General features: G+C 72.5%; 29 protein-coding genes. 17 read left to right on the top strand and 12 right to left on the bottom strand.

Annotated features, from left to right (window positions below; translation table 11 throughout):
* Window position 1: 1 nt before the first annotated feature.
* A complete protein-coding gene (locus ACNYS0_RS33655) occupies window positions 2-481 on the bottom strand; it encodes a pyridoxamine 5'-phosphate oxidase family protein (RefSeq protein WP_422479022.1) in 480 nt (159 codons plus the stop codon).
* Between the two features lie 167 nt (window positions 482-648).
* Here ACNYS0_RS33655 and ACNYS0_RS33660 point away from each other — a divergent pair, with 167 nt between their 5' ends.
* Entirely contained in the window at window positions 649-1,293 is a 645-nt protein-coding gene (locus tag ACNYS0_RS33660) for a cysteine hydrolase family protein (protein WP_422482849.1), read from the top strand.
* A gap of 65 nt (window positions 1,294-1,358) precedes the next feature.
* On the opposite strand, the gene ACNYS0_RS33665 is transcribed toward ACNYS0_RS33660, so the two are convergent.
* Window positions 1,359-1,817: a Rieske (2Fe-2S) protein gene (locus ACNYS0_RS33665; RefSeq protein WP_422479024.1), complete on the bottom strand. Its 459-nt coding sequence runs from the start codon at window positions 1,815-1,817 to the stop codon at window positions 1,359-1,361.
* 126 nt (window positions 1,818-1,943) lie between these two features.
* Here ACNYS0_RS33665 and ACNYS0_RS33670 point away from each other — a divergent pair, with 126 nt between their 5' ends.
* The 7 genes from ACNYS0_RS33670 to ACNYS0_RS33700 all read left to right on the top strand — a co-directional run bounded on the left by ACNYS0_RS33670 (window position 1,944) and on the right by ACNYS0_RS33700 (window position 8,124).
* Window positions 1,944-2,753: a HipA family kinase gene (locus ACNYS0_RS33670; RefSeq protein ID WP_422479026.1), complete on the top strand. Its 810-nt coding sequence runs from the start codon at window positions 1,944-1,946 to the stop codon at window positions 2,751-2,753.
* The gene (locus tag ACNYS0_RS33675; protein ID WP_422479028.1) at window positions 2,750-3,139 is read left to right on the top strand and encodes a DUF3037 domain-containing protein; all 390 of its coding nucleotides are present in this window, start codon (window positions 2,750-2,752) and stop codon (window positions 3,137-3,139) included. Before ACNYS0_RS33670 ends, ACNYS0_RS33675 begins: the two co-directional genes overlap by 4 nt.
* 240 nt (window positions 3,140-3,379) lie before the next feature.
* Window positions 3,380-4,141 (top strand): 3-oxoacyl-ACP reductase FabG, encoded by a 762-nt coding sequence (fabG, locus tag ACNYS0_RS33680; RefSeq protein WP_399238289.1) that lies wholly within the window; start codon window positions 3,380-3,382, stop codon window positions 4,139-4,141.
* A gap of 17 nt (window positions 4,142-4,158) precedes the next feature.
* Window positions 4,159-4,926: an SDR family oxidoreductase gene (locus ACNYS0_RS33685; RefSeq protein ID WP_422479030.1), complete on the top strand. Its 768-nt coding sequence runs from the start codon at window positions 4,159-4,161 to the stop codon at window positions 4,924-4,926.
* A gap of 211 nt (window positions 4,927-5,137) precedes the next feature.
* The gene (locus ACNYS0_RS33690; protein ID WP_422479032.1) at window positions 5,138-6,667 is read left to right on the top strand and encodes an ABC transporter substrate-binding protein; all 1,530 of its coding nucleotides are present in this window, start codon (window positions 5,138-5,140) and stop codon (window positions 6,665-6,667) included.
* A gap of 103 nt (window positions 6,668-6,770) precedes the next feature.
* Window positions 6,771-7,454 carry a uracil-DNA glycosylase gene (locus ACNYS0_RS33695; RefSeq protein ID WP_422479034.1) on the top strand — a complete coding sequence of 228 codons (684 nt, stop codon included), beginning with the start codon at window positions 6,771-6,773 and terminating at the stop codon, window positions 7,452-7,454.
* A 118-nt stretch (window positions 7,455-7,572) separates the two neighbouring features.
* Window positions 7,573-8,124: a hypothetical protein gene (locus ACNYS0_RS33700; protein ID WP_422479036.1), complete on the top strand. Its 552-nt coding sequence runs from the start codon at window positions 7,573-7,575 to the stop codon at window positions 8,122-8,124.
* Between the two features lie 34 nt (window positions 8,125-8,158).
* Here the strand turns inward: ACNYS0_RS33700 and ACNYS0_RS33705 are convergent, their stop codons facing one another.
* Window positions 8,159-8,647, bottom strand: coding sequence for a hypothetical protein (locus tag ACNYS0_RS33705; RefSeq protein ID WP_422479038.1), 489 nt, complete (start codon window positions 8,645-8,647; stop codon window positions 8,159-8,161).
* A gap of 261 nt (window positions 8,648-8,908) precedes the next feature.
* Between ACNYS0_RS33705 and ACNYS0_RS33710 the strand changes: the two genes are divergently transcribed.
* Window positions 8,909-9,811 carry a Gfo/Idh/MocA family protein gene (locus ACNYS0_RS33710; RefSeq protein ID WP_422479040.1) on the top strand — a complete coding sequence of 301 codons (903 nt, stop codon included), beginning with the start codon at window positions 8,909-8,911 and terminating at the stop codon, window positions 9,809-9,811.
* Window positions 9,812-9,851: 40 nt separating this feature from the next.
* On the opposite strand, the gene lnt is transcribed toward ACNYS0_RS33710, so the two are convergent.
* Complete coding sequence (lnt, locus tag ACNYS0_RS33715) at window positions 9,852-11,429, bottom strand: apolipoprotein N-acyltransferase (protein WP_422479042.1); 1,578 nt, start codon at window positions 11,427-11,429, stop codon at window positions 9,852-9,854.
* Between the two features lie 102 nt (window positions 11,430-11,531).
* Entirely contained in the window at window positions 11,532-12,008 is a 477-nt protein-coding gene (locus ACNYS0_RS33720; RefSeq protein ID WP_422479044.1) for a nuclear transport factor 2 family protein, read from the bottom strand.
* A 100-nt stretch (window positions 12,009-12,108) separates the two neighbouring features.
* Between ACNYS0_RS33720 and ACNYS0_RS33725 the strand changes: the two genes are divergently transcribed.
* Window positions 12,109-12,780, top strand: a complete 672-nt coding sequence (locus ACNYS0_RS33725) for a maleylpyruvate isomerase N-terminal domain-containing protein (protein ID WP_422479046.1) — start codon at window positions 12,109-12,111, stop codon at window positions 12,778-12,780.
* A 60-nt stretch (window positions 12,781-12,840) separates the two neighbouring features.
* A complete protein-coding gene (locus ACNYS0_RS33730; RefSeq protein ID WP_422479048.1) occupies window positions 12,841-13,581 on the top strand; it encodes an SDR family NAD(P)-dependent oxidoreductase in 741 nt (246 codons plus the stop codon).
* Between the two features lie 24 nt (window positions 13,582-13,605).
* Here the strand turns inward: ACNYS0_RS33730 and ACNYS0_RS33735 are convergent, their stop codons facing one another.
* Both ACNYS0_RS33735 and ACNYS0_RS33740 read right to left on the bottom strand, forming a co-directional pair.
* A complete protein-coding gene (locus ACNYS0_RS33735; RefSeq protein WP_422479050.1) occupies window positions 13,606-13,779 on the bottom strand; it encodes a hypothetical protein in 174 nt (57 codons plus the stop codon).
* Window positions 13,780-13,878: 99 nt separating this feature from the next.
* Window positions 13,879-14,730: a helix-turn-helix transcriptional regulator gene (locus ACNYS0_RS33740; protein WP_422479052.1), complete on the bottom strand. Its 852-nt coding sequence runs from the start codon at window positions 14,728-14,730 to the stop codon at window positions 13,879-13,881.
* Window positions 14,731-14,831: 101 nt separating this feature from the next.
* Between ACNYS0_RS33740 and ACNYS0_RS33745 the strand changes: the two genes are divergently transcribed.
* Complete coding sequence (locus ACNYS0_RS33745) at window positions 14,832-15,539, top strand: SDR family NAD(P)-dependent oxidoreductase (protein WP_422479054.1); 708 nt, start codon at window positions 14,832-14,834, stop codon at window positions 15,537-15,539.
* 6 nt (window positions 15,540-15,545) lie between these two features.
* On the opposite strand, the gene ACNYS0_RS33750 is transcribed toward ACNYS0_RS33745, so the two are convergent.
* The 3 genes from ACNYS0_RS33750 to ACNYS0_RS33760 form a co-directional block, all read right to left on the bottom strand.
* Window positions 15,546-16,466 (bottom strand): NADP-dependent oxidoreductase, encoded by a 921-nt coding sequence (locus tag ACNYS0_RS33750; RefSeq protein WP_422479056.1) that lies wholly within the window; start codon window positions 16,464-16,466, stop codon window positions 15,546-15,548.
* Between the two features lie 78 nt (window positions 16,467-16,544).
* Window positions 16,545-17,420, bottom strand: coding sequence for an undecaprenyl-diphosphate phosphatase (locus tag ACNYS0_RS33755; protein ID WP_422479058.1), 876 nt, complete (start codon window positions 17,418-17,420; stop codon window positions 16,545-16,547).
* 155 nt (window positions 17,421-17,575) lie between these two features.
* Complete coding sequence (locus ACNYS0_RS33760) at window positions 17,576-18,574, bottom strand: ArsR/SmtB family transcription factor (protein WP_422479060.1); 999 nt, start codon at window positions 18,572-18,574, stop codon at window positions 17,576-17,578.
* A 127-nt stretch (window positions 18,575-18,701) separates the two neighbouring features.
* Between ACNYS0_RS33760 and ACNYS0_RS33765 the strand changes: the two genes are divergently transcribed.
* Window positions 18,702-19,931 (top strand): MFS transporter, encoded by a 1,230-nt coding sequence (locus ACNYS0_RS33765; protein WP_422479062.1) that lies wholly within the window; start codon window positions 18,702-18,704, stop codon window positions 19,929-19,931.
* On the opposite strand, the gene ACNYS0_RS33770 is transcribed toward ACNYS0_RS33765, so the two are convergent.
* Window positions 19,861-20,574, bottom strand: a complete 714-nt coding sequence (locus ACNYS0_RS33770) for a TVP38/TMEM64 family protein (protein WP_422405971.1) — start codon at window positions 20,572-20,574, stop codon at window positions 19,861-19,863. The two genes, ACNYS0_RS33765 and ACNYS0_RS33770, sit on opposite strands and share 71 nt — an antisense overlap.
* 87 nt (window positions 20,575-20,661) lie before the next feature.
* Between ACNYS0_RS33770 and ACNYS0_RS33775 the strand changes: the two genes are divergently transcribed.
* From ACNYS0_RS33775 to ACNYS0_RS33785, 3 genes are all read left to right on the top strand, one after another.
* Window positions 20,662-21,369, top strand: coding sequence for a DNA alkylation repair protein (locus tag ACNYS0_RS33775; RefSeq protein WP_422479064.1), 708 nt, complete (start codon window positions 20,662-20,664; stop codon window positions 21,367-21,369).
* Between the two features lie 280 nt (window positions 21,370-21,649).
* A complete protein-coding gene (gene tuf / locus ACNYS0_RS33780; protein ID WP_422479066.1) occupies window positions 21,650-22,834 on the top strand; it encodes an elongation factor Tu in 1,185 nt (394 codons plus the stop codon).
* Between the two features lie 101 nt (window positions 22,835-22,935).
* Window positions 22,936-23,793, top strand: coding sequence for a spermidine synthase (locus tag ACNYS0_RS33785; RefSeq protein ID WP_422479068.1), 858 nt, complete (start codon window positions 22,936-22,938; stop codon window positions 23,791-23,793).
* On the opposite strand, the gene ACNYS0_RS33790 is transcribed toward ACNYS0_RS33785, so the two are convergent.
* Window positions 23,780-25,102, bottom strand: coding sequence for an MFS transporter (locus ACNYS0_RS33790; protein ID WP_422479070.1), 1,323 nt, complete (start codon window positions 25,100-25,102; stop codon window positions 23,780-23,782). The two genes, ACNYS0_RS33785 and ACNYS0_RS33790, sit on opposite strands and share 14 nt — an antisense overlap.
* Window positions 25,103-25,357: 255 nt before the next feature.
* Between ACNYS0_RS33790 and ACNYS0_RS33795 the strand changes: the two genes are divergently transcribed.
* Complete coding sequence (locus ACNYS0_RS33795) at window positions 25,358-25,810, top strand: DUF4442 domain-containing protein (protein ID WP_422429940.1); 453 nt, start codon at window positions 25,358-25,360, stop codon at window positions 25,808-25,810.
* Window positions 25,811-25,922: the final 112 nt, after the last annotated feature.

Raw genomic sequence — 25,922 nt, forward strand, 5'->3', positions numbered from 1 at the left:
GTCAGCGCCGGCCCGGATCGGCCAGCTTCCGGAAGTCCCACGACGCGATCTTGTCCGGGGTGAGCCGCGCCCACGCGTGCCGGCCGTCGTAGACCATCTCGGTCATCCCGAAGTTCTTGTGCGCGAACAGCCGCTCGGGGGCGTCGAGTTCGGGGCACGGCTCGCCGGTGCGCGGTGCCTCGCCGACGAACTCGATGCGCCCGGACAGCTCGACGCCGCGCAGCTCCCCGTACTCCTCACCCGCGTCGACCACCACCGCCACCCGGCCGTCGGCCCGCAGATCGGCCCAGCGGCGGCTGCGGGACAGCGAGTAGAGCCACAGCGACGTGCCGTCCCACGCGAACCAGAGCGGGCTGACGTGCGGCGTGCCGTCCGCGCCCACCGTGGCGACGCGACAGGTGCGCTGCTCGACGAGGAACGCGTCGCGCTCCTCGGGCGACATCATGATCTTCCGGCCGCGGCGCTGGGTGGCGGTGGTCATCAGGGCTCCCTTGTCCGGCATCCGAGGTGCACCCCGGCGCGTCTGACGTGGTATCAGGAACGCAGCATGCGGCCTCTTCCCTGTACACGCAATGGTGGCTACCCTCCAGCAGCCCGGATCCCGAGGACAGGCAGGGGGCGGTCGTGCCGTCGCACGAGAAGCACGAGATGCACCAGACGCACGGGAAGCGCGAGAAACTGGCCGAGCTGCTCGACCCGGCGGGCACCGTACTGCTGACCGTCGAGTGTCAGCGGGGCGTCGTCGGCCCCGACAGCGCACTGCCCGAACTCGCCGAGGAGGCGCGGGCCTCGGGCGCCCTCGACAACGTGGCGCGGCTCGTGGCCGCCGCCCACGAGAGCGGGGCGCAGGTCCTGCACGCCGTCGCGGAGCGGCGCCCGGACGGCCGCGGGGCCAGCCGCAACGCCCGCCTCTTCCGCGCCACCGAGCGCCTTCCCGTGAAGCAGCTCTCCGGGACCGACGCCGTCCGCGTCGCGCCGCCCGTCGAGGTCGCGGACGAGGACATCGTCGTGCGTCGGCTGCACGGGCTCTCGCCGATCGCGGGAACCGACGTGGATCCGCTGCTGCGCAATCTCGGGTGCCGCACCCTCGTCGTCACGGGCGTCTCCGCCAACGTGGCCATCCCGAACGCCGTGTTCGACGCGGTGAACCTCGGCTACACGGTGGTCGTGCCCCGGGACGCCATCGCGGGGGTGCCCGCCGGATACACCCCCGCGATGATCGACAACACGCTCGCCCTGGTCGCCACCGTGACGACGACGCCGGACGTGCTCGAGGCGTGGAAGCGCCCTTAGGTCCTCAGTCAAGTCCTCACCGGCTACAGCCAAGTCCGCACCGGCTACAGCCAAGTCCGCACCGGCTACGCCAGCTCGATCGAGTCGCCGCTGACCTTGAGCTGCCGCTCCTCCAGGGCCTGCGTGGCCGGCGGATGCGCGACGCTGCCGTCCTTGATGGAGAACTTGCTGCCGTGGCACGGGCAGTCGATGGTGCCGTCGACCACCTTGTTCACCTTGCATCCCTGGTGCGTGCAGATGTTGGTGAACGCCTTGAACTCGCCGGACTTGGGCTGCGTCACCACGACCCCCGCGTCCGCGAAGATCTTTCCACCGCCCTCCGGGATGTCCGAGGTCTTGGCGAGCGCCTGGCCTTTCTTCTCGCCGCCGCCCGATGACGCGTTGCCCGCGGGCTGCGACGTGTCCCCGTCCGAGCTGCCGCAGGCGCTCAGCGCCGCGGCGATCCCCGCGGCGCCGACCGCCGTGACGACGGTGCGGCGCGACGGAACGTGGCTCGTGGAGGCGGGCTCCTGAGAAGCGGTCATGAGGTGAAGGTCCCTTCATGGGTGGGTCGGGTCGAGGGGACGTGCTGGATCCCGTGGGGGTTTTCCTGAGGTACGTACGGTGATCCCCGGGCGTTCAACGCCATCCTGATCTCATAACCTGGGCGCATGCTCACCGAAGTCACCGTGACCCGCTATGTCACCCCATTGAGGGAAGGCGGGTCGCTTCCCGGTCTCGTCGAGGCCGACGACCTCGTCCCGTACGTCATGAAGTTCACCGGCGCGGGACAGGGCCGCAAGACGCTCGTCGCCGAAGTGATCTGCGGCCGGTTGGCGCAGGCCCTCGGCTTCCGCGTGCCGGGGCTCGTCACGCTCGACCTGGATCCGGTGATCGGCCTCGGCGAACCCGACCAGGAGGTGCAGGAGCTGCTCAAGGGGAGCGGCGGCACCAACCTCGGCATGCGCTTCCTGCCGCGGGCGCTCGGCTTCGACCCCCTCGCGTACGTCGTCGATCCGGTGCAGGCGGGCCGGATCGTCTGGTTCGACGCGCTGATCAACAACGTCGACCGGTCCTGGCGCAACCCGAACATGCTGGTCAAGGGCGGCGAGCTGTGGCTCATCGACCACGGCGCCAGCATGATCTGGCACCACAACTGGCGCGGCGCGCACGCGTGGGCGGACAAGCCGTACGACGCGAGCGACCACGCCCTCGCCCGCTTCGGGCCCGAGGTCTCCGCCGCCGCGGCCGAGCTCGCGCCGCGCGTCACCGAGGAACTGATCGCCGAGGCCGCCGCCGACGTGCCCGACGTATGGCTCGCGGACGAGCCGGGATTCGACACCCCGGACGCCGTGCGCCGCGCGTACGTGGACACGCTGCGCGCGCGTGCCGCCACGATCCACGAACGCGTCACGCTGCCCGCCGGTGGCGCCCGGCCCGCCGGAACGCCCGGCTGGGTGACCGAAGGAGCAGCCCGATGAGCGCGGCCGAACGCCATGTCTTCGAGTACGCCCTGCTGCGCGTCGTACCGAGCGTCGAGCGCGGGGAGCAGATCAACGCCGGTGTCGTCGTGTACTGCCGCGCCAAGTCCTTCGTCACGGCCCTCACCCACCTCGACGAGAAGCGGCTGCTCGCGCTCGACCCCGAGGCGGACGTCACCGGCGTGCGCGCCGTGCTGCACGCCGTCGAGCGGCACTGCCGCGGGGGAGACGCCGCGGGGCAGGCCGCGGAGGACGATGCCGGGCGGCGCTACCGCTGGCTCGTCGCGCCGCGCTCGACCGTGGTGCAGCCCGGTCCCGTGCACACCGGTCTGACCGCCGATCCGGCCGCCGAGGCGGAGCGGCTGCTCGGCCTGCTGGTGCGCTGAACGCCCAGGGCCCTTCCGACGGATCAGGCTGGACCCGGGAGGCCGTGCCAGGGCCCGTGACCCCAGCAAGATCCGTCAGAAGGGCCCTGGGTCGGGGTCGGTCAGTGAGCTGTGGCACCTGGTCGGCACGTTGACACCGGGTGCCAGGGCTTCTAGCGTCGCACGCACAGGGTACTAAGCGGTTGCTCACCCACACCCGGGCGGAGCGGCCGCACCTCTAGGGCGAGGAGACCGAAGAGCATGTCCACCACTGAGCAGCGCGTAGCGATCGTCACGGGAGCCGCGCGTGGCATCGGCGCCGCCACCGCGATCCGTCTGGCCGAAGAGGGCCGCGCCGTCGCCGTGATCGACCTCGACGAGGCCGCCTGCAAGGACACCGTCGAGGCGATCACCGCCGCCGGTGGCAAGGCCCTTGCCGTCGGCTGCGACGTATCCGACGAGGCGCAGGTCGAGGCCGCGGTCGCGCGCATCGCCGAGGAGCTCGGCGCCCCCACGATCCTCGTGAACAACGCGGGCGTGCTCCGCGACAACCTGCTGTTCAAGATGAGCGCCACCGACTGGGACACGGTCATGAACGTGCACCTGCGCGGTGCCTTCCTGATGACGAAGTACGTCCAGAAGCACATGGTGGACGCGAAGTTCGGCCGCGTCGTGAACCTGTCGTCGTCCTCGGCGCTCGGCAACCGCGGCCAGGTCAACTACTCGGCCGCCAAGGCCGGCCTCCAGGGCTTCACGAAGACCCTCGCCAAGGAGCTCGGCAAGTTCGGCGTCACCGCCAACTCCGTCGCCCCGGGCTTCATCGTCACCGAGATGACCAAGGCCACCGCCGAGCGCGTCGGCATGGGCTTCGAGGACTTCCAGGCCGCGGCCGCGACCCAGATCCCGGTGCAGCGCGTGGGCCGCCCGGAGGACATCGCCAACGCCATCGCCTTCTTCACCGGTGAGGCGGCCGGCTTCGTCTCGGGCCAGGTCATGTACGTGGCCGGCGGCCCGCTCAACTGAGGCCGGGGGCAACGGACATGACCACTTCTGAACTCCCGGAGCTCTCCGGCAAGGTCGCGCTCGTCACGGGCGCGAGCCGCGGCATCGGCTACGGCGTCGCCGAGGCGCTCCTCGCGCGCGGCGACCGCGTCTGCATCACCGGACGCGGCGAGGACGCCCTCAAGGAGGCCGTCGAGCAGCTCGGCTCCGACCGCGTGATCTACGTGGCGGGCAAGGCGCACGACGAGGCGCACCAGGCCGTCGCCGTCGAGCGCACCATGGAGGCGTTCGGCCGCGTCGACTTCCTCGTCAACAATGCCGGTACGAACCCGGTCTTCGGCCCGATCGCCGAGCTCGACCTGAACGTGGCGCGCAAGGTCTTCGAGACCAACGTCGTCTCCGCGCTCGGCTTCGCGCAGCAGACATGGAAGGCGTGGCAGAAGGAGAACGGCGGCGCGATCGTCAACATCGCGTCCGTGGCGGGCATCTCCGCCTCCCCGTTCATCGGCGCGTACGGCGTCAGCAAGGCCGCCATGGTCAACCTGACGCTCCAGCTCGCGCACGAGTTCGCGCCGCTGGTGCGGGTCAACTCGATCGCCCCCGCGGTCGTGAAGACGAAGTTCGCGACGGCCCTGTACGAGGGCCGGGAGGCCGAGGTCGCGGCCACGTACCCGATGGGCCGGCTCGGTGTGCCGGAGGACATCGGGGGCGCCGCCGCGTTCCTCACCTCCGAGCAGTCCGGCTGGATCACCGGGCAGAACCTCGTCGTGGACGGCGGCAAGTTCCTCAACGCCGGCGTCGAATAGGCCCTCGGGTCCTGTCGGCCCCGAGGGCAGATTCCGGACGTTGTCCGACAACGTCCGACAAACGTTCTCGCTCGTGAAGTGCCCCGCCGTTTCAACCAGTTGAACCGGCGGGGCGCTGCGATATTGTCTGCCGACCTGGCATGGCCGATCGAGGAGCGAGCGCGTGTTCAACCGGTTCCCTGCCCCTCGCGCGTGGGCGGCTTTGGCGTCGATGACCCTGCTGACAGGGTGCGGGTTGATGAGTTCGGGCGAAGGGTCCGACGAACGCCCCATCGCCGTGGGCACCACCAGTGTGCCGAGCACGCTGGACCCCGCGATGTCCTGGGACGGCTCCTGGGAGCTGTTCCGCAACGTCTACCAGACACTGGTGTCGCTGCCCTCGGGCGCCGCGGAACCGCAGGCGGACGCCGCCGAGTGCCGGTTCGAGGACTCCGCCAACCGCGTCTACCACTGCGAACTGCGGGAGGACATGAAGTTCTCCAACGGGGACGCGCTCGACGCGAAGGCCGTGAAGTACTCCATCGACCGGGTCCGCAAGATAGGCGGGGGCGGCGGGCCCGCGGGACTGCTGGGCAGCCTCGACCGCGTGGAGACGCAGGGTGAGCGCGGCGTAACGTTCCGCCTCACTAAGCCGGACGCCACCTTCCCGTTCGTGCTCTCCACCCCCGCCATGTCGATCGTCGACCCCTCCGCCTATCCGGCGACGTCCGCGCGCACGGACGGCAAGGTGACCGGTTCGGGGCCGTACGTGCTCAAGTCGTACGCCGACGGCAGCAAGGCCGAACTCGTGCGCAACGACAACTACCAGGGCTTCGCGAACCGCAAGAACGACGCGGTGACGATCCGCTACTTCAAGACATCGGCCGCCATGGTCGACGCCCTGAAGGCGAAGAAGATCGACGCGACCTTCCGCGGTCTCGCGGCCGACGACATCGTGAAGCTCCAGGACAAGCAGGGCGTCGACGGCCTCCAGCTCGTCGAGGGCGCGGGCATGGAGATCAGCTATGTGGTCTTCAACCCCAAGGACCCCTGGGCGGGCAAGAGCGCGGTGCGCCGGGCGGTCGCCCAGCTCGTCGACCGCGGGGCCATCGCGGACAAGGTGTACGCGAACACCGTCGAACCGCTGTACTCGATGGTCCCCAGGGGCCTCGCGGGCCACACCACCGACTACTTCGACGAGTTCGGCGACCCGAGCCCCGCGAAGGCCGCCGAGATCCTGTCCAAGGCGGGCATCAACGCCCCCGTGCCGCTCACGCTCTGGTACGCCTCCGACCGGTACGGCTCGGCCACCGCGCCCGAATTCCGAGAGATCAAGCGGCAGTTGGAGGCGTCGAAGCTCTTCAAGGTGACGCTCAAGAGCCGTCCCTGGAAGGCGTTCGAGCAGGGATACAAGAACGGCGAGTACCCGGCGTTCGGGCGCGGCTGGTTCCCCGACTTCCCCGACGCGGACAACTTCATCGCGCCGTTCGTGGGCGAGAAGAACGCCCTGAGCACGCCGTACGTCTCGCCCGAGATCACCGACAAGCTGCTGCCGCTGTCCCGCAAGCAGAGCGACCGGGGCGTCGTGGCGCGGCAGTTCGAGCAGGCGCAGCACATCATGGTGCGGGACGCGCGGCTGCTGCCGCTGTGGCAGGGCAAGCAGTTCATCGCGGCGAGCGAGGAGATCTCGGGCGGTGAGCGGGCCCTCGACCCGTCGACGATCATGATGATGTGGGAGCTGCACCGCAAGACGAGCTGGTGAACCGGCCTTCTTGATCCCTCCCGGGTGCGGGCGTCGATTGTCAGTGGGCGCCGGTAGGTTTCTGGGTGTTGAAGCACTTGCCCGTACCCCGGAGGTTGTTGACGTGACCGACACCGCGATGCTGCCCGAGTCCTGGCGCGGCGTCCTCGGCGACGAACTGCAGAAGCCCTACTTCAAGGAGCTCACCGAGTTCGTCGAGGAGGAGCGCGCCAAGGGTCCCGTCTACCCGCCGCGCGAGGAGGTCTTCGCCGCGCTCGACGCGACGCCCTACGACAAGGTGAAGGTGCTCGTCCTCGGCCAGGACCCGTACCACGGCGAGGGGCAGGGGCACGGTCTGTGCTTCTCGGTGCGGCCCGGCGTGAAGACGCCGCCCTCGCTGCGCAACATCTACAAGGAGATGCAGGCCGAGCTCGGCACCCCGATCCCGGACAACGGCTATCTGATGCCGTGGGCCGAGCAGGGCGTGCTGCTGCTCAACGCGGTGCTGACGGTCCGGGCCGGCGAGGCCAACTCGCACAAGGGCAAGGGCTGGGAGAAGTTCACGGACGCGGTGATCCGCGCCGTCGTCGAGCGGCCCGACCCGGCGGTCTTCGTGCTGTGGGGGAACTACGCGCAGAAGAAGCTGCCGCTCATCGACACCGAGCGACACGCGGTGGTGAAGGGCGCGCACCCCTCGCCGCTGTCGGCGCGGAAGTTCTTCGGCTCGCAGCCGTTCACGCAGATCAACGAGGCGATCGCCGCGCAGGGCCACACGCCGATCGACTGGACGATCCCGAACCTGGGCTGAGCGCGGGCCCGGCTCGCGGGGAGTCGCGCCTGAGCTGGATTGTCAGTGCCGCCGGTTAGCGTCGTCGGACCGGACATCGTGGTCGGGCGCACCGGGCGGCCGAGCTTGGAGGAGACAAGTGGCACAGCAGCGTGAACAGGCGGCGGACGACGCCATGATGAGCCGCATCGGTCAGGCGGTCATGCTGCACCACGGCGGCGACCGCGAGGAGGCGCAGGGGCGCTTCCTCGGCCTGTGGGCGGAGATCGGGGAGGACGGAGACCCGCTGCACCGCTGCACGCTCGCGCACTACATGGCCGACACCCAGGACGACCCCTCGGACGAGCTGGCCTGGGACCTGCGCGCGCTGTCCGCCGCCGACTCCCTGACCCAGGAGCGGCTCGCCGAGCACGAGTCGTCCCTCGCGTTGCAGGCGTTCTATCCGTCGCTGCATCTCAACCTGGCGGCTGACTATGTGAAGTTGGACCGCCCCGGGGCGGCCCGCAGCCATCTGGCGCGGGCCCGCGCGGCGGCGGGCGCCCTGGGGGACGACGGATACGGGGACGGGGTGCGTGCCGCCCTCACCCGGCTCGAGGAGCGGGTGGCCACGATGGGGGCGGGGCCGACGGAGCCGGGAGAGGGGCGCGGGCCCGGCGGGGAGCCGCTGGGCCCGCCGCGGGCCGGGTCGTAGGCGGGGAGGTTCCCGCCGGGCGGCGGGAGTGCGGTCAACCTCCGTACGTGTCGCGGCAGATGGCCGACTGGGGACTGTCCGGGTCCCAGCCGCCGTAGCGGCGCCCGAGGGCGCAGACATCGGTCTTTCCTGGGGCCTTCGGGCGCTTCTCGGCCTTGTGGTGCTCGGGGGCGGTACGGGGTTCGGGGACGGTCGTCCGGTGCGGGACCGGGACCGCCTTTGGGGCCGAGTGCGGGGGAGCGGGGGCGGCGGTCCGCTGCGGCTGCTCGGCGGAGTGCGCCGGTGTGCGGTGCGGTGCGGTCGGCTTCATCCGCTCCAGGGCCTCGCGCGCGGGCGCCTGGACGACCGGGCCGTCGGCGTGGCCCTCGGGGCGGGGAGCCGGGGCGGAGACCGTGGGGGAGGGCGCCTTCGGGGTGGTCGGCGGGCGCACGCTGACGCATCCGGAGGCGGTGGCCACGGTGACGGCGGCCGCCGCGGTCAGCAGGATGGTGGCTGAGCTGGACGTTCTGGGCGTTCTGGGCACGGGGTCACTGTGGGGGACGGCGGGGGTGCGGTGGGGGTGATCGGGGGAGGTTGGCCCGCATGGGTGACAGGGGCTCCGCTGTGGGGCGGGAGTGGTGGTTGACGTCGCGGGGCTCTGCCCCGGGCCCCGCTGCTCAATCGCCGCAGGGGCTTGAATGCTGGTCCATGCGGAGTCGATCGCCGCAGGCCGTTGGAATTATGCTGCCCAGACCCAGCAGCGGGCCGGGGTGGACCGGTTATCGCAGGACAGGAGCAGACAGACGTGAAAGTCGGCGTCATCGGACTCGGCGACATCGCCAAGAAGGCGTACCTGCCGGTGCTCGGCGCGCAGCCCGCGCTCGAACTGCACCTCCAGACGCGGACGCCCGCGACCCTGACCGAGGTCGCGGACCAGCTCCGCGTACCCGCGCCGCAGCGCCACGCCGACCTCGACTCGATCCTCGCGCAGGATCTCGACGCGGCCTTCGTGCACGCGCCCACCACCGCGCACCCGGAGATCGTCGCGCGGCTCCTGGAGGCAGGCGTACCGACGTACGTCGACAAGCCGCTCGCCTACGAACTCGCCGAGTCCGAGCGGCTCGTACGGCTCGCCGAGGAGCGCGGCGTGAGCCTCGCCGTCGGCTTCAACCGCCGCTACGCGCCCGGGTACGCGCAGTGCGTCGAGCACCCGCGCGAGCTGATCCTGATGCAGAAGAACCGCGTCGGGCTCCCCGAGGAACCGCGCGCGATGGTCCTCGACGACTTCATCCACGTCGTCGACACGCTGCGCTTCCTCGTGCCGGGACCGGTCGACGACGTGACCGTGCGCGCCCGCGTCACGGACGGACTCCTGGAGCACGTGGTGCTCCAGCTCGCGGGCGACGGCTTCACCGCGCTCGGCGTCATGAACCGGCTGAGCGGCTCCACGGAGGAGATCCTCGAGGTGTCGGGGCAGGACTCCAAGCGGCAGGTGCTCAACCTCTCCGATGTGGTCGACCACAAGGGGCAGCCCACGGTTCGCCGTCGCGGGGACTGGGTGCCGGTCGCTCGCCAGCGGGGCATCGAGCAGGCGGTGCTCGCGTTCCTCGACGCGGTGCGGGCGGGCAAGGTGCTGAGCGCGCGGGACGCGCTCGCCACGCATGAGTTGTGTGAGCAGGTCGTGCGTGAGGTGTCGCGGCGGGTGTGACGCAGCGGGGTTCAAGCGCATCGGTCGGCCTGCGACGGCGTTACGGACACGGGGCTTCGCCCCGGACCCCGCTGCTCAAACGCCGCAGGGGCTTGAAGTGCAACCGCCGCGCGGCATCCACTGCCGCGAGCAGCATCAGCACCGTCACCGCCCCGTGCACCGGCCAGTCGCCCAAGCGTACGTACAGCGTCGTGCCCTGCGCGGTCGGCATGTCGTAGACGCGGGCCGCGCTCGCCGAGGTGCCGAGCCAGGCACCGGCCCGCGCGCCGTCCGGACCGTACACCGCCGAGACCCCGGTCAGCGTCGCGTGCACCATGGGCCGGCCCGTCTCCGCGGCCCGCAGCGCGGCGAGCGAGGCGTGCTGTTCGGGCGCCCAACTGCGCTGGAACGTCGACGTCGAGGACTGCGCGAGCAGCACCTGCGCCCCGTCCTGCGTCAGCTTCCGCGTCATGTCGGGGAACGCCGACTCGAAGCAGACCAGCGGCCCGACGCGCAGCACCCGCCGACCGTGGCGCACGTCCATCACGGCCTGCCGCGTGCCCCGCATCCGGTCCTCGCCCGCCGCCTTGCCGACCGAGGTGGCCCAGCCGAGGAGCGAGCGCGCGGGCACGTACTCGCCGAAGGGGACGAGCCGCATCTTGTCGTAGTGGTCGCCGGTGAGGCCGTCTCCGCCGACCAGCACGGAACTCTTGTATATGCCCTGGCCGGAGCCGTCGGCCGCGCGGCGCCGCGCGTCGACGTTGACGAGGATCTCTGCGTCCACCTCGCGGGAGAGCGCGGCGATCCTGCGGGCGAGATCGGGGCGGCGCGGCAGGTCGTAGCCGACACTGCTCTCGCCCCAGACCACGAGGTCCAGGTCCCGGCCGGCCAATTGCCGGGTCAGCTCCACCTCCCGGTCGAAGCGGGCCCCGATGCTGCCGATGCCGTCGACCACGCCCGGCTGCACCACCGCGATCCGCGCCCGCCCGTCCGTCTCGGGCTTCGGCGCCCATGCCCACGCGGCCCCGGTGACCGCGACCGTCGCGACGAGGCCCGCCACCGCCGGAGCGCGGGCGCCGCGTGCGACGACGAGGAGCGTCACGCCGGTGTTCACGGCCACCACGAGCAGGCTCACCAGCCAGACGCCGCCCACCGAAGCAAGCCGCAGCGCGGGCGTTACCTGCCACTGGCTGGAGCCGAGCAGCCCCCACGGGCCACCCAACCCCTGCCAGGAACGGACCAGTTCGACCATCAGCCAGCACGAAGGGACGGCGAGCAGCGCGGTCGCCGCCTGCCCCGGCGCCGGCCGGTCGTGCAGGAGACGGCGCAGCAGCCACCCCCACGGCGCCCACAGCGCGCCGAGCAGCGCCGCGAGGACGAGCGTGAACACGTGCAGGCTCGGAAGCAGCCAGTGGTGCACCGCGAGCATGAACCCGAGCCCGCCGAGCCAGCCGTCGAGCGCCGCCCGGCGCGGCGTCCCCGCCGAGCGCGCGAGCAGCATCCACGGCACGAGCGCGACGTACGCGAACCACCACAGGGAGGGGGCAGGGAACGCGAGCGCGGGCAGGGCTCCCGCCCCGACGGCCGCGGCGCCGCGCCACCAGCGTGACGTGTCGAGCCGCTGCCGCCACCGCTCCATGCGCCGCGCCTCCCGATTCGTACGCGTACGACCATCGATCGCCTCGCGCCTCCAGTGTGCGTGCCGCCGACGATCACCGACAGTGGGCGAAGGGGGAGCGGGTCAGCTTCCCGCCACGGCCTTCTGAGGGACGCGGCGCCACTTCTCGTAGACCGTCACCCGGCGCAGCCGCCAGCCGCCGGCCGTCCGTACGAGGTCGAAGGCGTACCGGCCGCCGCAGATGAAGTCGGGGGCCGTCGAGTCGCCGTCGCCCGCGAAACGCATCGGGTTGAAGTAGTCGGCGCGGACGCGGCCCGTGTCGCCGATGTCGCGATCGACGGTGTCGAAGCGCACCCGCCGGTTCACGATCAGATGCTGGCGCATCGGGAACAGTTCCATCGTCGTCGACAGCCACTGCGCGATCTCCTCGGCGCTGCCCTCGACGCCTCCCGCCTCCCGGTAGTCGGCGCGGCCCTCCGGTTCGAACAGGGCGCGGTACGCCGCCCAGTCGCCGTCGTCCACGGCCGCGGCGTAGTCGGTCACCAACTCGTCGACGGCGAGGCGGTCGAGGACGGTCGCGAGTTCCACACGCTGCGTCATCGGCTCAGTCTCGGGCCCCGCGCGCACGGATCCAAGAGGCGTGCGCCGCCGGGTCGAAAACTCCTGGGGCGCGCGCGGAGTGCGCTGTTACGGTCGCGCCATGTCAGCTGATCCGAACACGCAACTCCCGGCCGGGACACCAGGACTGGTCACGGCGGACGACGTCGCGCAGGCCGTCGGGCTCGCGGTCGCCGCGCTGCGGACCGCTCCCGCCGACGCGGACTGGAACGCGCCGGCGGGCCCGCTCGAGTGGACGTGCTGGGAGACCGGCGAGCACCTCGCCGACGATCTCTTCTTCTACGCCGCGCAGATCGGCTCGCTGCGCCCCCTGGCGGACGACCACGTGCGCTGGGGCTACACCCGGCGCCGCCCCGAAGGACCCGCCAACACCCTCACCGTCGAACCCGGCGCGGGCCCTTCGGCGATGCTCGGCGCGTTGGAGGCGGGCGGCGGCATCCTCGCCGCGGTGGTCCGCGCGACCCCGCCGACCGCCCGCGGATTCCACGTCTTCGGGGCCTCCGACCCCGAGGGCTTCGCCGCGATGGGCGTCGTCGAGACGCTGGTGCACGCGCACGACCTCGCGCTCGGGCTCGGCATCGGGTTCGAGGCGCCGGCCGAGCTGTGCGCGCGCACGCTGCACCGCCTCTTCCCCGACGTACCCGATGACACCGACCCCTGGGCGACGCTCCTGTGGGCCACGGGCCGCGGCGAACTGGAGGGCAGGGAGCGGCGCGGGAAGTGGCGCTGGTACGGTGCGCCCGGCGCGACATGATCTTCGTCCGCGTGGCCACAACCCGGTCTACGGGGACGTACTTCTGACCAGGAGGCCCCCTTGAACCGCCCCATCACGCTGGTGACCGGAGGCAGCCGGGGCATCGGCGCCGCCACGTCCGTGCGTCTCGCGCGCGACGGGCACGATGTCGCCCTGTCCTACGTGAGCGACAAGGACGCCGCCGAGCGCACCGCCGATGCCGTGCGCGCCGAGGGCGCCCGGTGCCTCGTCGTGCGGGCCGACACCTCCCAAGAGGCCGACGTGGAACGCCTCTTCGACGAGGCGGCCGACCGGCTCGGGCCGCTCACCGGCCTGGTGAACAACGCGGGCGTCACCGCGCCGGTCGGCCCGTTCGCCGAGGCGCGCACCGAGGACTTCCGCCGCGTCCTCGACGTCAACGTCCTCGGTGTCCTGCTGTGCTGCCGCCGCGCCGCACGCGACATGACGGCGGCGGGCGCGGGCGCCATCGTGAACGTGTCCTCCGGAGCCGCCACCATCGGCAGCCCCGGCCAGTACGTGCACTACGCCGCGTCCAAGGCGGCTGTGGACACGATCACGCTGGGCCTCGCCAAGGAACTCGGCCCGGTGGGCGTGCGGGTCAACGGCGTCGCGCCCGGCATCGTCGACACCGAGATCCACGCCACGAGCGGCACGCCCGACATCGCGTGGGAGGCGGCTCCGGGCATCCCGCTGAGGCGCCCCGGGACGGCCGACGAGATCGCGGCGGCGATCGCCTGGCTGCTGTCACCGGACGCGTCCTACGCGACGGGAACAGTACTGAGGGTGGCCGGGGGCCGCTGAGCGGGCCGGGGCGGTGGAGGCGGTTCAGGCCGCCTTCACGACCTCCGCGCGCACGGCCTCCGCCCACTCCGTGACCAGCAGCGCGTACTCGGCACGCTGCTCGCCGGTGAGCCGGCCTCCCGTGCGCAGCCACAATCCACGGATCTGCTCGTTGACTTCCGCGGCAGACCGCGCAGAACCAGAATTGACGGGCGGCATGTGCCAAGGCTACGTGCGGGGCATCTGATTGGGAACCCTGAGCGAGCGGTACTGAGCATCAAGTGACCGATGCTGTAAAGGTGTTGACGCAACGCCTGGTCAGGCGCCGACCAGCGTCGGCAGCACCGCCGTCGCGAGCAGCGTCAGCCGGTCCGCGTCCGGGGTGCCGGGCTCGGCCGTGTAGAGCATGACCCGCAGGTCGTCGCCCGCCACCGTGAGGATGTCGCAGTCCAGCGTCAGCGGGCCGATCTCGGGGTGGTCGACCGTCTTGCGCGCGGCGGAGTGCCGGCCCACCGCGCCCGAGTCCCACAGCTCCGCGAAGCGCGGGCTGCGCGTGCGGAGTTCGTCGACGAGCGTGTGCAGGCGCGGGTCCAGCGGATAGCGGCTCGCGGTCGTGCGCAGGTCCGACACCAGGGCCGTCTCCATGGCCTGCCGCTCGTCCGGTGTCTGGCGGACCCGGCTCGTCGGTCCGAGGAACGTCCACCACACGGCGTTGCGCCCGTGGCCGCCCCACGCGGGGCGCTCGCCGAGCAGCGCCGTGTACAGCGGGTTCGCCAGGAGCAGTGTCCACGCCGCGTCGAACACGGCGGCGGGGGTCCCGGACAGCCGGTCCAGGAGCCGGCGCACGCCGGGGGTGAGCCGGGCCGGCACCGTCTCCAGGCCCGGCGGCGCGAGGCCCGCGAGCCGGAACAGGTGCTCGCGCTCGGCGTCCGTAAGGCGCAGCGCACGGGCCAGCGCCTCCACGACCTGGTCGGAGGGGTGGGTGGCGCGGCCCTGTTCCAGCCGGGTGACGTAGTCCGCCGAGATCCCCGCGAGCAGCGCCAGCTCCTCGCGGCGCAGCCCCGCGGCCCGCCGGGGCCCCACGGACGCGATCCCGGCGGCCCCCGGGGAGACCCGGTCCCGCCAGCGCCGCACCGTGTCCCCGAAGTCGCCGAACTCCGCATGTGCCATGTCACCACTGTGCCCCGTCCGGGCCGGATCTTCCTGGTACCGGCGGTCCCAGGAAGACGGGACGACTGGTCGCGGGGCCGCCCACGGCGCAGCCTGGACGCATGACCACCACACTGATCACCGGGGCCAACAAGGGCCTCGGCCGGGAAACCGCCCGCCGCCTCGTCGAGGCAGGGCACACCGTCTACGTCGGCGCCCGCGACCCCGAGCGCGGCCGCCGCACCGCGGAGGAGCTCGGCGCGCGGCACGTCGCCATCGACATCACCGACGACGACTCCGTCGCGGCCGCCGCGAAGACCATCGAGGCCGAGGGCGGCCTCGACGTACTGATCAACAACGCCGGCATCGAGGGCCGCACCGAGGGCAACGGCATCGTGCTCCCGGCCGACGAGACCGTCGACACCCTGCGCCCGCTGTTCGAGACGAACGTCTTCGGCACCGTCCGCGTCACCCACGCCTTCCTGCCGCTGCTGCGCCGCTCCGCCGCCCCCGTCGTCGTCAACGTCAGCAGCGGCCTGGCCTCCCTCGCGGGCGCCACCGACGCGGGGAACCCGGCCGCCGCTTACCCCGGCCTCGCCTACCCGGCCTCCAAGACCGCCGTGAACATGCTGACCGTGCAGTACGCCAAGGCGTTCCCGGAGATCCGGATCAACGCCGTCGAACCCGGCTTCACCAGGACCGACCTGAACGGGAACACCGGCGTCCAGACCGTCGAGGAGGGCGCCGAGATCATCGTCCGGATGGCGCGGGTCGGGGCGGACGGACCCACGGGCACGTACGTCTCCGCCGAGGGGCCGCTGCCCTGGTGAGGCCTCCTACGGCCGCAGCACGATCTTCCCGTGCGTGTGCCGCTCCTCCAGCTCGCGGAAGGCCTCGCGCACCCGCTCCAGCGGGTAGCCGCGGGCGATCGGCACCTCCAGCTCGCCGCGCGCGGCCAGCCGGGCCAGCTCGCCGAGGACGACCGCGCTGGCCGCCGCGCCCTCCCCGTACGTCCGGGCGCCGACCCGGGCGGCGACCGCCCAGTCGCGGATGGTGTTGATCCGCCCGGGCGCCACGCCAAGCTCCACGGCCAGCTCGACGTATCCCGTGCCGAACGTGTCGATGAACGCGTCGACGCCCCGGCCGCCCGCGGCCTCCAGGATCCGCTCCCGCACCCCGTCCCCGTACGCGAGGGGGAGCACGCCCTTCTCCTTCAGCCAGGCGTGGTTCGGCTCGCTCGCGAGACCGATCACGGTGGCGCCCTTGAGACGGGCGAGCTGGACGGCGAACGAGCCGACGCCGCCCGCCGCGCCGGACACCACCACCGTGTCGCCGGGCCCCAGGTCCACGGCCCACACACAGGCGTACGCGGTCGACCCCGCGACGTACAGGGAACCGGCCACGTCCCAGGAGAGCCCGGCGGGCCGGTGGACGAGGTTCACGTCGTCGACGGCGACGTACTCGGCGTGGCTGGCCCTGCGGTGCGTGAACCCGATGACCTCGTCGCCGACCGCGAAGTCCCGCACGTGCGAGCCGGCCTCGACGACGACCCCGGCCAGGTCGCTGCCCTGCCCGGACGGGAACGCGGCGGGCCACCGCTCGTGCAGGAACCCCGTCCGGATGCTCACCTCACCGGGCTGGATCCCGGTCGCCCGCACCTCGACCAGCACCTGGTCGGCCGCCGGTACGGGCCGCGGCACGTCCTCGACCCGCAGCACATCGATCCCGCCGTACTCGTGAAACCGCACCGCTCGCATCGCACGCCCGTCCTGTCGGCCCAACTGGGATGTGGGGCGCAACACTTGGGGCGGCCGGTCTCTTCCCGGTCCGTCCCGTCAGCCCGCCGACTCCGCCGCGTGCGGGCTCAGCACACCCACGCTCACCAGCACGAACAGGGCGATGCCGAGGGCGATGCGGTAGTAGACGAACGGCATGAAGCTGCGGGTCGAGATGAACTTCATCAGCCAGGCGATCACCGCGTATCCGACGCCGAAGGCGATCACCGTGGCGAAGATCGTGGGCCCCCAGGAGACATGGCCGCCCTCGCTCGCGTCCTTCAGCTCGAACACGCCGGAGGCGAGGACCGCCGGGATCGCCAGGAGGAAGGAGTAGCGAGCCGCGGACTCGCGGGTGTAGCCGAGGAAGAGGCCGCCGCTGATGGTGGCGCCGGAGCGGGAGACGCCGGGGATCAGGGCGAGCGCCTGGCACAGACCGTAGATCAGGCCGTCCTTGACCGAGAGGTCCCCCAGCTCCTTGCGGGGCTGCGCCGCCCGGTGCCGGCCGCCTGCCTCGTCGCGGGCCGCGAGCCGGTCGGCGATGCCGAGAACGACGCCCATCACGATCAGCGTCGTCGCCGTGAGCCGCAGATCGCGGAACGGGCCCTCGATCTGGTCCTTGAACGTCACGCCCAGCACGCCGATCGGGATCGAGCCGACGATGACGAGCCAGCCCATCTTCGCGTCGTGGTCGCCCCGCATCGTCTTGTCGGTGAGGGACCTGAACCACGAGGAGATGATCCGCGCGATGTCCTTGCGGAAGTAGATGACGACGGCCGTCTCGGTGCCGAGCTGGGTGATCGCCGTGAAGGCGGCGCCGGGGTCGTGCCAGCCGGCGAACGCGGCCGTGAGGCGCAGATGGGCGCTCGACGAGATCGGCAGGAACTCCGTGAGCCCCTGGACGAGCCCGAGGATGAATGATTCGAACCAGGACATGAGGTGGGTACGCGATCCAGGTGCTCGGCGGAACCGGCCGCGAACGCGGGCCAGGCGGGGCGGTGCCGACTCCCGGCACACCGGGCCCGGGGGTCGCGTGGGGCAGAGTAGCGTTCGAAAGTGACGGGAGCACCACAGGGGCGTGAGCGTCGCCTTTACAGGCCCGGCCGCGCGTCCGGTCGCTGTGCCCGAAGGAGCGCGTCTCCCGTCGGCGTACGGAGGTAGAGCACCGAGCGGCCCGCCCTGCGCCGCTGTACGAGCCCGGCCCCGTGCAGCACCTTCAGGTGCCGGCCCACCGAGCCGAGACCCTGGCCGGTGAGGGCCACCAACTGGGTCGTCGTCAGTGGCTGTTCGAGGAGGACGAGGACCTGGGCGCGGGCCGTGCCGAGGAGCGCCGCGAGTCCGCCGGGCGGCGCCGTCCTGTCCGTGTCCGCGAGGGCGCCCGCGCACGGATAGATCACCGCGTACCGGTCGGCCGGGGCGCCTTCCGGCCATGACACCCAGCCCTGCTTCGGGGTGACCGGGACGAACAGGAGCCGCGTGCCCGCGATGTTCCGCGGCGGATGGTCGTGGGCGTTGATCCGCAGCCTGCCCTCGCCGAGCCAGCCCATCGTGGGGCGCATCCCGCCGAAGGCCGCGGCCCAGCCGCCCCGCGTCAACTCCCTGGTCCGGGCGAGGACATCGGCCTCGATGACCCGGCGGCGGCGCGGCCACTCGGGCAGCACGGTCTCCCGCCACACCCACGCGAGCAGGTCCGCCGCGCGTGCCGCCAGGTCGTCGGCGTGGACGAGCGCGCCGGGCAGCGGGCCCGGCGAGGAGACCGCCAGGTTCGCGCGGACGGTCGTCGGCGCTGTGGCGCGGATCCGCTCCAGGCCGTCCGCCAGGTCGTCCTCGTGGACGCCGTCCGGCGTGGGCGTCATGAAGTCGGCGATCCACCGCGCCCCGAACGCGGCGTCCAGCAGCAGCGCCGTCGTCGGCTCGGCGGCGAGCCGCGCGCGGTAGGCGGGCAGATGCGCGTCCAGCCAGCGCCGTTCGCCGGGATGCGCGGCGACGGGGGCCGCCAGCTTCCTCAGGCTCGCGGTCGCCTCGGCGAGCCGCGACACGACGAACCGGCTGCCCGCGAGGGTGTCCGCGTCGACCTGCCAGATGCCCACGGCTCCGCCCCCTGTCTGCGCATCGCCGGTGTCCCGCCCGCCTGCCCGGTCCGCTCCGTGCGGTCCGTCGTTTCGCCGGTGCGCGAAACATTAACGTCCCGCGTTCCGCGCCCCGCAGCCTCCCCTCATGGACACCTACCGGGACCTGTTCCGCACGCCCGAATACGCCTCGCTGTTCGCCACCGTCTCGCTCCAGGTCGCCGGGCAGACGGTCGGCGGGCTCGCCCTCGGCTCGCTCGTCTACGCCTCGACCGGATCGCCGCTGCTGTCCGCGCTCGCCATGTTCGGGCCCTCGCTCGCCCAGGTCGTGGGCGCGCTCACGCTGCTCTCGGCGGCGGACCGGCTGCCGCCGCGCGCCGCCCTCGTCGGGCTCGCGCTCTTCCTCGGTCTCGCCACGGCGGCGCAGGCGACGCCCGGCCTGCCGACGGCGGCGGCCCTCGCGCTCGTCCTCGTCCAGGGCGTGCCGTCGGCGCTCGGTGGCGGGGTCCGCTACGGCATGCTCACCGACATCCTCGCCCGCGACGGCTATCTGCTCGGCCGCTCCGTCATGAACATGAGCGCGGGCGTCTGCCAGATCCTCGGGTACGGCCTGGGCGGGCTGCTCGTCGCCGTGCTGTCACCGCGCGGCACGCTCATGGTCGCCGCAGGGCTCTACGCCCTCGCCGCGCTGGTCGCGCGGTGCGGACTGGCCCGGCACCCGGCGCGCGCCGCCGGACGCCCGTCCCCGCGCGAGACGATGCGCGGCAACGCCGCCCTGTGGTCCTCGGTCCCGCGCCGCTACGTCTATCTCGCGCTGTGGGTGCCCAACGGGCTGATCGTCGGCTGCGAGGCGCTGTTCGTCCCCTACGACACCGGGCACGCGGGCGTCCTGCTCGCGAGCGCCGCGCTCGGCATGCTCGCCGGGGACGTGCTCACGGGACGCTTCCTGCCGTCCCGGTGGCGGGCCCGGCTCGCCGCGCCGCTGCGGCTGCTGCTCGCCGTCCCGTACCTGGTGTTCGCCCTGCGACCGGCCCTGCCGTTCGCCGTGGCGGCGGTCGCGCTCGCCTCGGTCGGCTTCTCCGCGAGCCTGCTGCTCCAGGAGCGGCTGATGGCACTGACCCCGGAGCGGCTGAGCGGGCACGCCCTCGGCCTGCACACCGCGGGCATGCTGACCATGCAGGGAGTGGGCGCGGTGCTCGCGGGCGCGCTGGCCCAGGCGACCTCGCCCGCGACCGCGATGACGGTGCTCGCCGCGGCCTCCGTCGCGGTGACGCTGCGCCTCGGCAGGGGCCTCAAGGGGGTGCCGGTCAGTCCGACTTCTGCTTCCCCAGGTGATGCCGCTTGCACCACGCCACGACCGCGCCCGCGCACCCCGTGACGACGATGAAGCCCATCGCGATCAGGAAGATGGGCGACGTGGGCGTCGAGGCGCGGGCGCCCGCCACCACGTACGCCGCCGTGTTCGGGATCGAGCCGAGCGCCGTGGCGAGCAGGAACGGGACGATGCTCATCTTCGAGATCGACGCGCAGTAGTTCGCCGCCCAGAACGGGATGCCGGGGAAGAGCCGCGCCGCGAGCATCGAGCGGAAGCCGTGCTCGCTGAGCTGTCCGTCCGCCGCCTTCAGCCAGCGCCCGCGCAGCAGCGGGCGCAGCGCGTCCTGGCCGAGCAGCCGGCCGAGCAGAAAGGCGAGCCCGGCGCCGAGCACCGTTCCGCCGAGCGCGCCGAGCAGCCCCAGCTGGGAGCCGAACAGGGCGCCCGCCGCCAGATTGAGCAGGGGTCTCGGGACGAACGCGACCGTGCACACCCCGTACGCCACCGCGAACAGGACGACCGCCGCCGCCCCGTTCACCTGGGGCGGCCAGCCCTGCGTGATCAGCTGCTGCGGCTCGAAGAGCAGCACGCACGTCGCGCCCGCGGCCAGCAGCAGCACCAGCAGCGAAAGCCGCGACCAGGGCGACAGCAGCGCCTGGCCGAAACGGGCGGCGGGCCCGGCGGGACGGGCGGGGACGGTCTCGAGCATCAGGGGAGACTAACCGACCCCCACATAAGATCGCCGTAGGTTGTGTCTCATTTTCGTGGATCCTGCCCCAGTTGCGAGGAGCGTCACGTGCCCGTCACCGCGCCGCCGCCCAGCGTTCTCGCCGACACCCTGCTCGCCCGGCTCCCCGAGGCGTACGGCGCCGCCGCCGATCCCGAGCGGGCCGTGCGGATGCGCGCGTACATGAAGGACGTGGCCCCCTTCCTCGGCCTCACGTCCCCCGTGCGCCGGGAGCTGACCAGGGCCGTGCTCGACGGCACGCCGCGCCCCGACGAGAGCGACCTGACCGCCGTCGCGCTGCGCTGCTGGGCGCTGCCGGAACGCGAGTACGCCTACTTCGCCATCGACTACCTGCGCCGCCATGCGCGCGGCCTCACGTCCGGTTTCCTGCCCGTCGCGCGCGAGCTGATCACGACCGTGCCGTGGTGGGACACCGTCGACCTCCTGGCGGCGCACATCGTCGGCGGCCTCGTCGCGGCCGACCCGAAACTGCGCGCCGACATGGACGCGTGGATCGAGGACGAGAACCTCTGGGTCGCCAGGACCGCGCTCCTCCACCAGCTCCGCCACAAGGACGCCACCGACCAGGACCGGCTCTTCGCGTACTGCCTGCGGCAGTCCGGACATCCGGACTTCTTCATTCGTAAGGCGATCGGCTGGGCCCTGCGCGAGTACGCCAAGACCGACCCCGACGCCGTACGGTCCTTCGTCGCCGCCCACCGGGGCACCCTCGCGCCGCTCTCGGTGCGCGAGGCCCTGAAGAACGTGGGCGGATGACCCCCGCTCGGGGCGTGGAAAATCGTTCGACGCGGGGGCCCGCGTCGGAGAAGATCTGCCACATGTTCCGGCACGCCTTCATCGCAGCTACGCCCGCAGTCGCGGGCGCTGCTCGGGCTGCCGCTTTCCTGACCGCCGCAGCAGCTGACGGCGCGCGAAGCTGACCCTCTCCGGACACTCCGGCGGACCCCGCAGGGGGAGGGTCGGTCCGGCTCAGGGGTTCCCGCCTCGGTACCAGGAGGCTTCACTTTTCTTGTTCCGGAAAGGAACACGGTCAGCCATGCCCAAGACGGCATACGTGCGCACCAAGCCGCACCTCAACATCGGCACCATGGGTCACGTCGACCACGGCAAGACCACCCTGACCGCCGCCATCACCAAGGTCCTCGCCGAGCGCGGCGCCGACAGCGGTACCCAATACGTTTCCTTCGACCGCATCGACAAGGCGCCCGAGGAGGCGCAGCGCGGCATCACCATCAACATCGCGCACGTCGAGTACGAGACCGACACCCGGCACTACGCGCACGTGGACATGCCGGGCCACGCCGACTACGTCAAGAACATGGTCACGGGCGCCGCCCAGCTCGACGGGGCGATCCTCGTCGTCTCGGCGCTCGACGGGATCATGCCGCAGACCGCCGAGCACGTGCTGCTCGCCCGGCAGGTGGGCGTCGACCACATCGTCGTCGCGATCAACAAGGCGGACGCGGGTGACGAGGAGCTCACCGACCTGGTCGAGCTCGAAGTGCGCGAGCTGCTGTCCGCGCACGGGTACGGCGGCGACTCCGTGCCCGTCGTGCGGGTCTCCGGCCTCAGGGCCCTTGAGGGGGACCCGCGGTGGACGGCGTCCATCGAGGCGCTGCTCGACGCGGTGGACACGTACGTTCCGATGCCGGAGCGGTACGTGGACGCGCCGTTCCTGCTCTCCGTCGAGAACGTCATGACCATCAGCGGGCGCGGCACGGTGGTGACCGGCGCGGTCGAGCGCGGCCGGATCCGGGTGGGGGACCGGGTGCGCGTGTACGGCACCGCCGACGACCTGGAGACCGTCGTCACCGGCGTCGAGACCTTCGGCAAGCCGATGGAGGAGGCGCAGGCGGGGGACAACGTGGCGCTGCTGCTGCGCGGGGTGCCGCGCGACGCGGTGCGACGCGGGCACGTCGTCGCCGAGCCCGGCACGGTCGAGCCGGCGCGGCGCTTCACCGCGCAGGTGTACGTCCTGTCGGCGGCGGAGGGCGGCCGTTCCACGCCCGTCACCACGGGGTACCGGCCGCAGTTCTATCTGCGTACGGCGGATGTCGTCGGGGACGTCGACCTCGGTGAGGTGGCCGTCGCGCGGCCCGGTGACACCGTCGGCATGACGGTCGAGCTGGGGCGGGACGTCCCCCTCGAAGCCGGTCTCGGGTTCGCGATCCGCGAGGGCGGGCGGACCGTTGGGGCCGGGACGGTTTCGGCCGTGCTGTGAGAGTGAGCGGGGGCCGGGGCCGGGCCGAAAGCCGGGGCTCCGCCCCGGACCCCGCTGCTCAAACGCCGCAGGGGCTTGAACGGGTTCGGCACAATGTGCACGTGAACGCATCCGATCCCGAGCCGATACCCGTCACCCGCGACGTCGACCACGGCACCGCCAAGCTGCTGCCCGACGTCGACCGGCGGCGGGCCTGGCTGCTCACCGTGGACGGCTCGCCCCAGTCGTACGTGGATCTGGACGAACCCGCCCACCTGGAGTTCGAGTACGCGCGCCGGCTCGGCCACGTCCTCGACTGCCTCGGCGACGAGGGCGCCCCGCTCGACGTGCTGCACCTGGGCGGCGGCGCGCTGACCCTGCCCCGGTACGTCGCCGCCACCCGGCCCGGCTCGCGGCAGGACGTCGTCGAGGCCGACCGGGGGCTGCTGGCGCTGGTCGCCGAACATCTGCCGGTCCCGGACGGCACGGGCATCACGGTGCACGGCGGCGACGCGCGGGCCTGGCTCGAGGCGGCGCCCGACGCCTCGGCGGACGTGCTCGTGGCGGACGTGTTCGGCGGCTCCCGGGTGCCCGCGCACCTGACGACCCTGGCGTACGCGCGGCAGGCGGCGCGGGTGCTGCGGCCCGGCGGCACGTACGCGGCGAATCTCGCGGACGGCGCGCCCTTCACGTTCCTGCGCTCCCAACTGGCCACGTTCGCCGCCGTGTTCCCGCACGTCGCGCTCGTCGCCGAGCCGGCGGTGCTGCGGGGGCGACGGTTCGGCAACGCCGTGCTGCTCGCCTCGCGCGAGGAGCTGGAGGTGGCGGAGCTGGCCCGGCGCACCGCCCGCGACGCGTTCCCCGCGCGGGTGGAGCACGGCGCCGCGCTGCGCCGTTTCGTCGGCGACGCGAAGCCGGTGACGGACGCGGACGCGGTGCCCTCGCCGGAGCCGCCGGGAGGTTCGTTCAGCGTGGGGTGATGTCAGAGGCGGGCGGGGCGACCCCGGCCTGCGGCGTCGTACCGCCCTCGGCGACCTTGGCGCCGCCCGTCTCGCGCCGCCGCAGGTGCCGTACGTCCGGCACGAACAGCACCGCGGCCGTCGCGACGACGACGAGCGCCGCGCACCCCCACAGCGAGGCCGTCCGCCCGAAGGCCGACTCGGCCGGGCCCGCGAGCGCGGTGGCCAGCGGGACCATCGCCACCGAGCCGAACCAGTCGTAGGCCGAGACGCGGGAGAGCTTCTCCTCGGGGATCTCCTGGTGCAGCGCGGTGATCCAGGAGACGCCGAATATCTCGATGGTGACGCCGCTGACGAACATCACCGCGATCAGCCAGCCGAGCGGCACGGGGACCGCGAGCGCCGCCGACGGCAGGGCGAGCGAGAAGACGGAGAGCGTCGCCGCGAACAGCAGCCGTTGCGGCTTCCACCGCATCATCAGCAGCCCGCCGAGGATCGTGCCCACGCCGAACGCGCCGAGCGCGATGCCCCACGGCCCCGCCCCGCCCAGTTCGTCGCGCGCCACCAGCGGCCCGAACACCGACTCGGCCGCGCCCACCACGGCGACCACCACCGCGAACTGGGCGACGATCGTCCACAGCCAGGGCCTGCCGATGACCTCGCGCCACCCGTCCCGCATGTCGGCGAGCAGCCCGCCGCCCGGCTCCCGCGGCGCGATGTGCCGTACGTCGAGGAACATCCGCAGCGCGCCCGCGACCAGGAACGCGGCCGCGTCCACGGCGAGCACCCAGCCGGGCCCGAACGCCGCGACCATCGCCCCGCCGAGCGCGGCGCCGCCCACCCCGGCCCCGGACATCCCCATCCGGAACAGGGCGAAGGCGCGGCTGGCCTGCTCGCCGGAGACGGAGGCCATCAGCATGCCCTCGGCCGCCGGGTTGAAGAACGCCTGCCCCGTGCCGCCGAGCGCGCTGAGCGCCATCATCTGCCACAGCTTCGGATCGCCCTGGAGGACGAGCAGCGCGAACGCGCCCTGGGAGAGGAAGTTGAGGGCGTTCGCCGCGACCATCACGTGGTGCCGCGGCAGCCGGTCGGCGACCGCGCCGCCGACGAGCAGGAAGACCACCAGGAACAGGGTGCGGGCCGCTGCCACCAGGCCCACGTCGCCGCCGTCGCCGCCCGCGTCGAGCACGGCGAACGCGGAGGCGATCAGCGCGCCGTGCGCCCCCAGTGTCGTGACGACCGCCGAGACGGAGAGCAGCGTGTAGTTCCGTCCGGCCCACGCGGGGCGCAGGCGCGGACGCTTCGGTTCGGGGGCGGCGGCAGAGGTCACGGAGGGACTATCGCCGCCGTGCCGCTGAATCGACAAACCGCTTCCCCGGACGCCGGGCGATTGGTCGGCATATGCCTGATATCTCCCGGTTGATCAAGTGCGCGGTCAAGTGCGCGGTCAACTGCGCGGTCAAGTGCCCGGTCAAGTGCGCGGCCAGGTGTGCGGGCAGGTGTGCGGGCAGGTGCCTGATCAGGTGCGCGACCGGGTACGCGCGAAGGGATGGTCACACTGGCTACTCACGGGTAACATTCGGGCATGAGCGCAGATCAGATGTCCATCGGCGAGATGCTCGCCGCCACGGTGCCGATGGCCCGCACCCTGAACCTCGAGTTCCACGAGACCACGCCCGAGAAGGCGGTCGTCTCGCTGCCCGACCAGGCCGACTACCACAACCACGTGGGCGGACCGCACGCCGGCGCGATGTTCACGCTCGGCGAGTCCGCGAGCGGCGCCATCGTGCTCGCCGCCTTCGGCGACCAGCTCTCGCGCGCCGTGCCGCTCGCCGTGAGCGCCGACATCGCGTACAAGAAGCTGGCGATGGGTCCGGTCACCGCCACCGCGACGCTCGGCCGCCCGGTCGCCGACGTCGTCGCCGAGCTCGACGCGGGCGAGCGCCCCGAGTTCCCGGTGGCCATCGCGATCACGCGCGAGGACGGGGCCGTGACCGGCGAGATGACCGTTCTGTGGACGCTGCGTCCCAACAGCTGAACCGTCCGCACCGCGCGAGGGGCGCCGACCGGATCCGGTCGGCGCCCCTCGCGTTTCTTGTTCAACCCGTTGACACGAGTCAACGACAGTCATAGTTTCCGCTTCGGTTTCG

The organism is Streptomyces anthophorae (assembly GCF_049310305.1).
Taxonomy (GTDB): Bacteria; Actinomycetota; Actinomycetes; order Streptomycetales; family Streptomycetaceae; genus Streptomyces.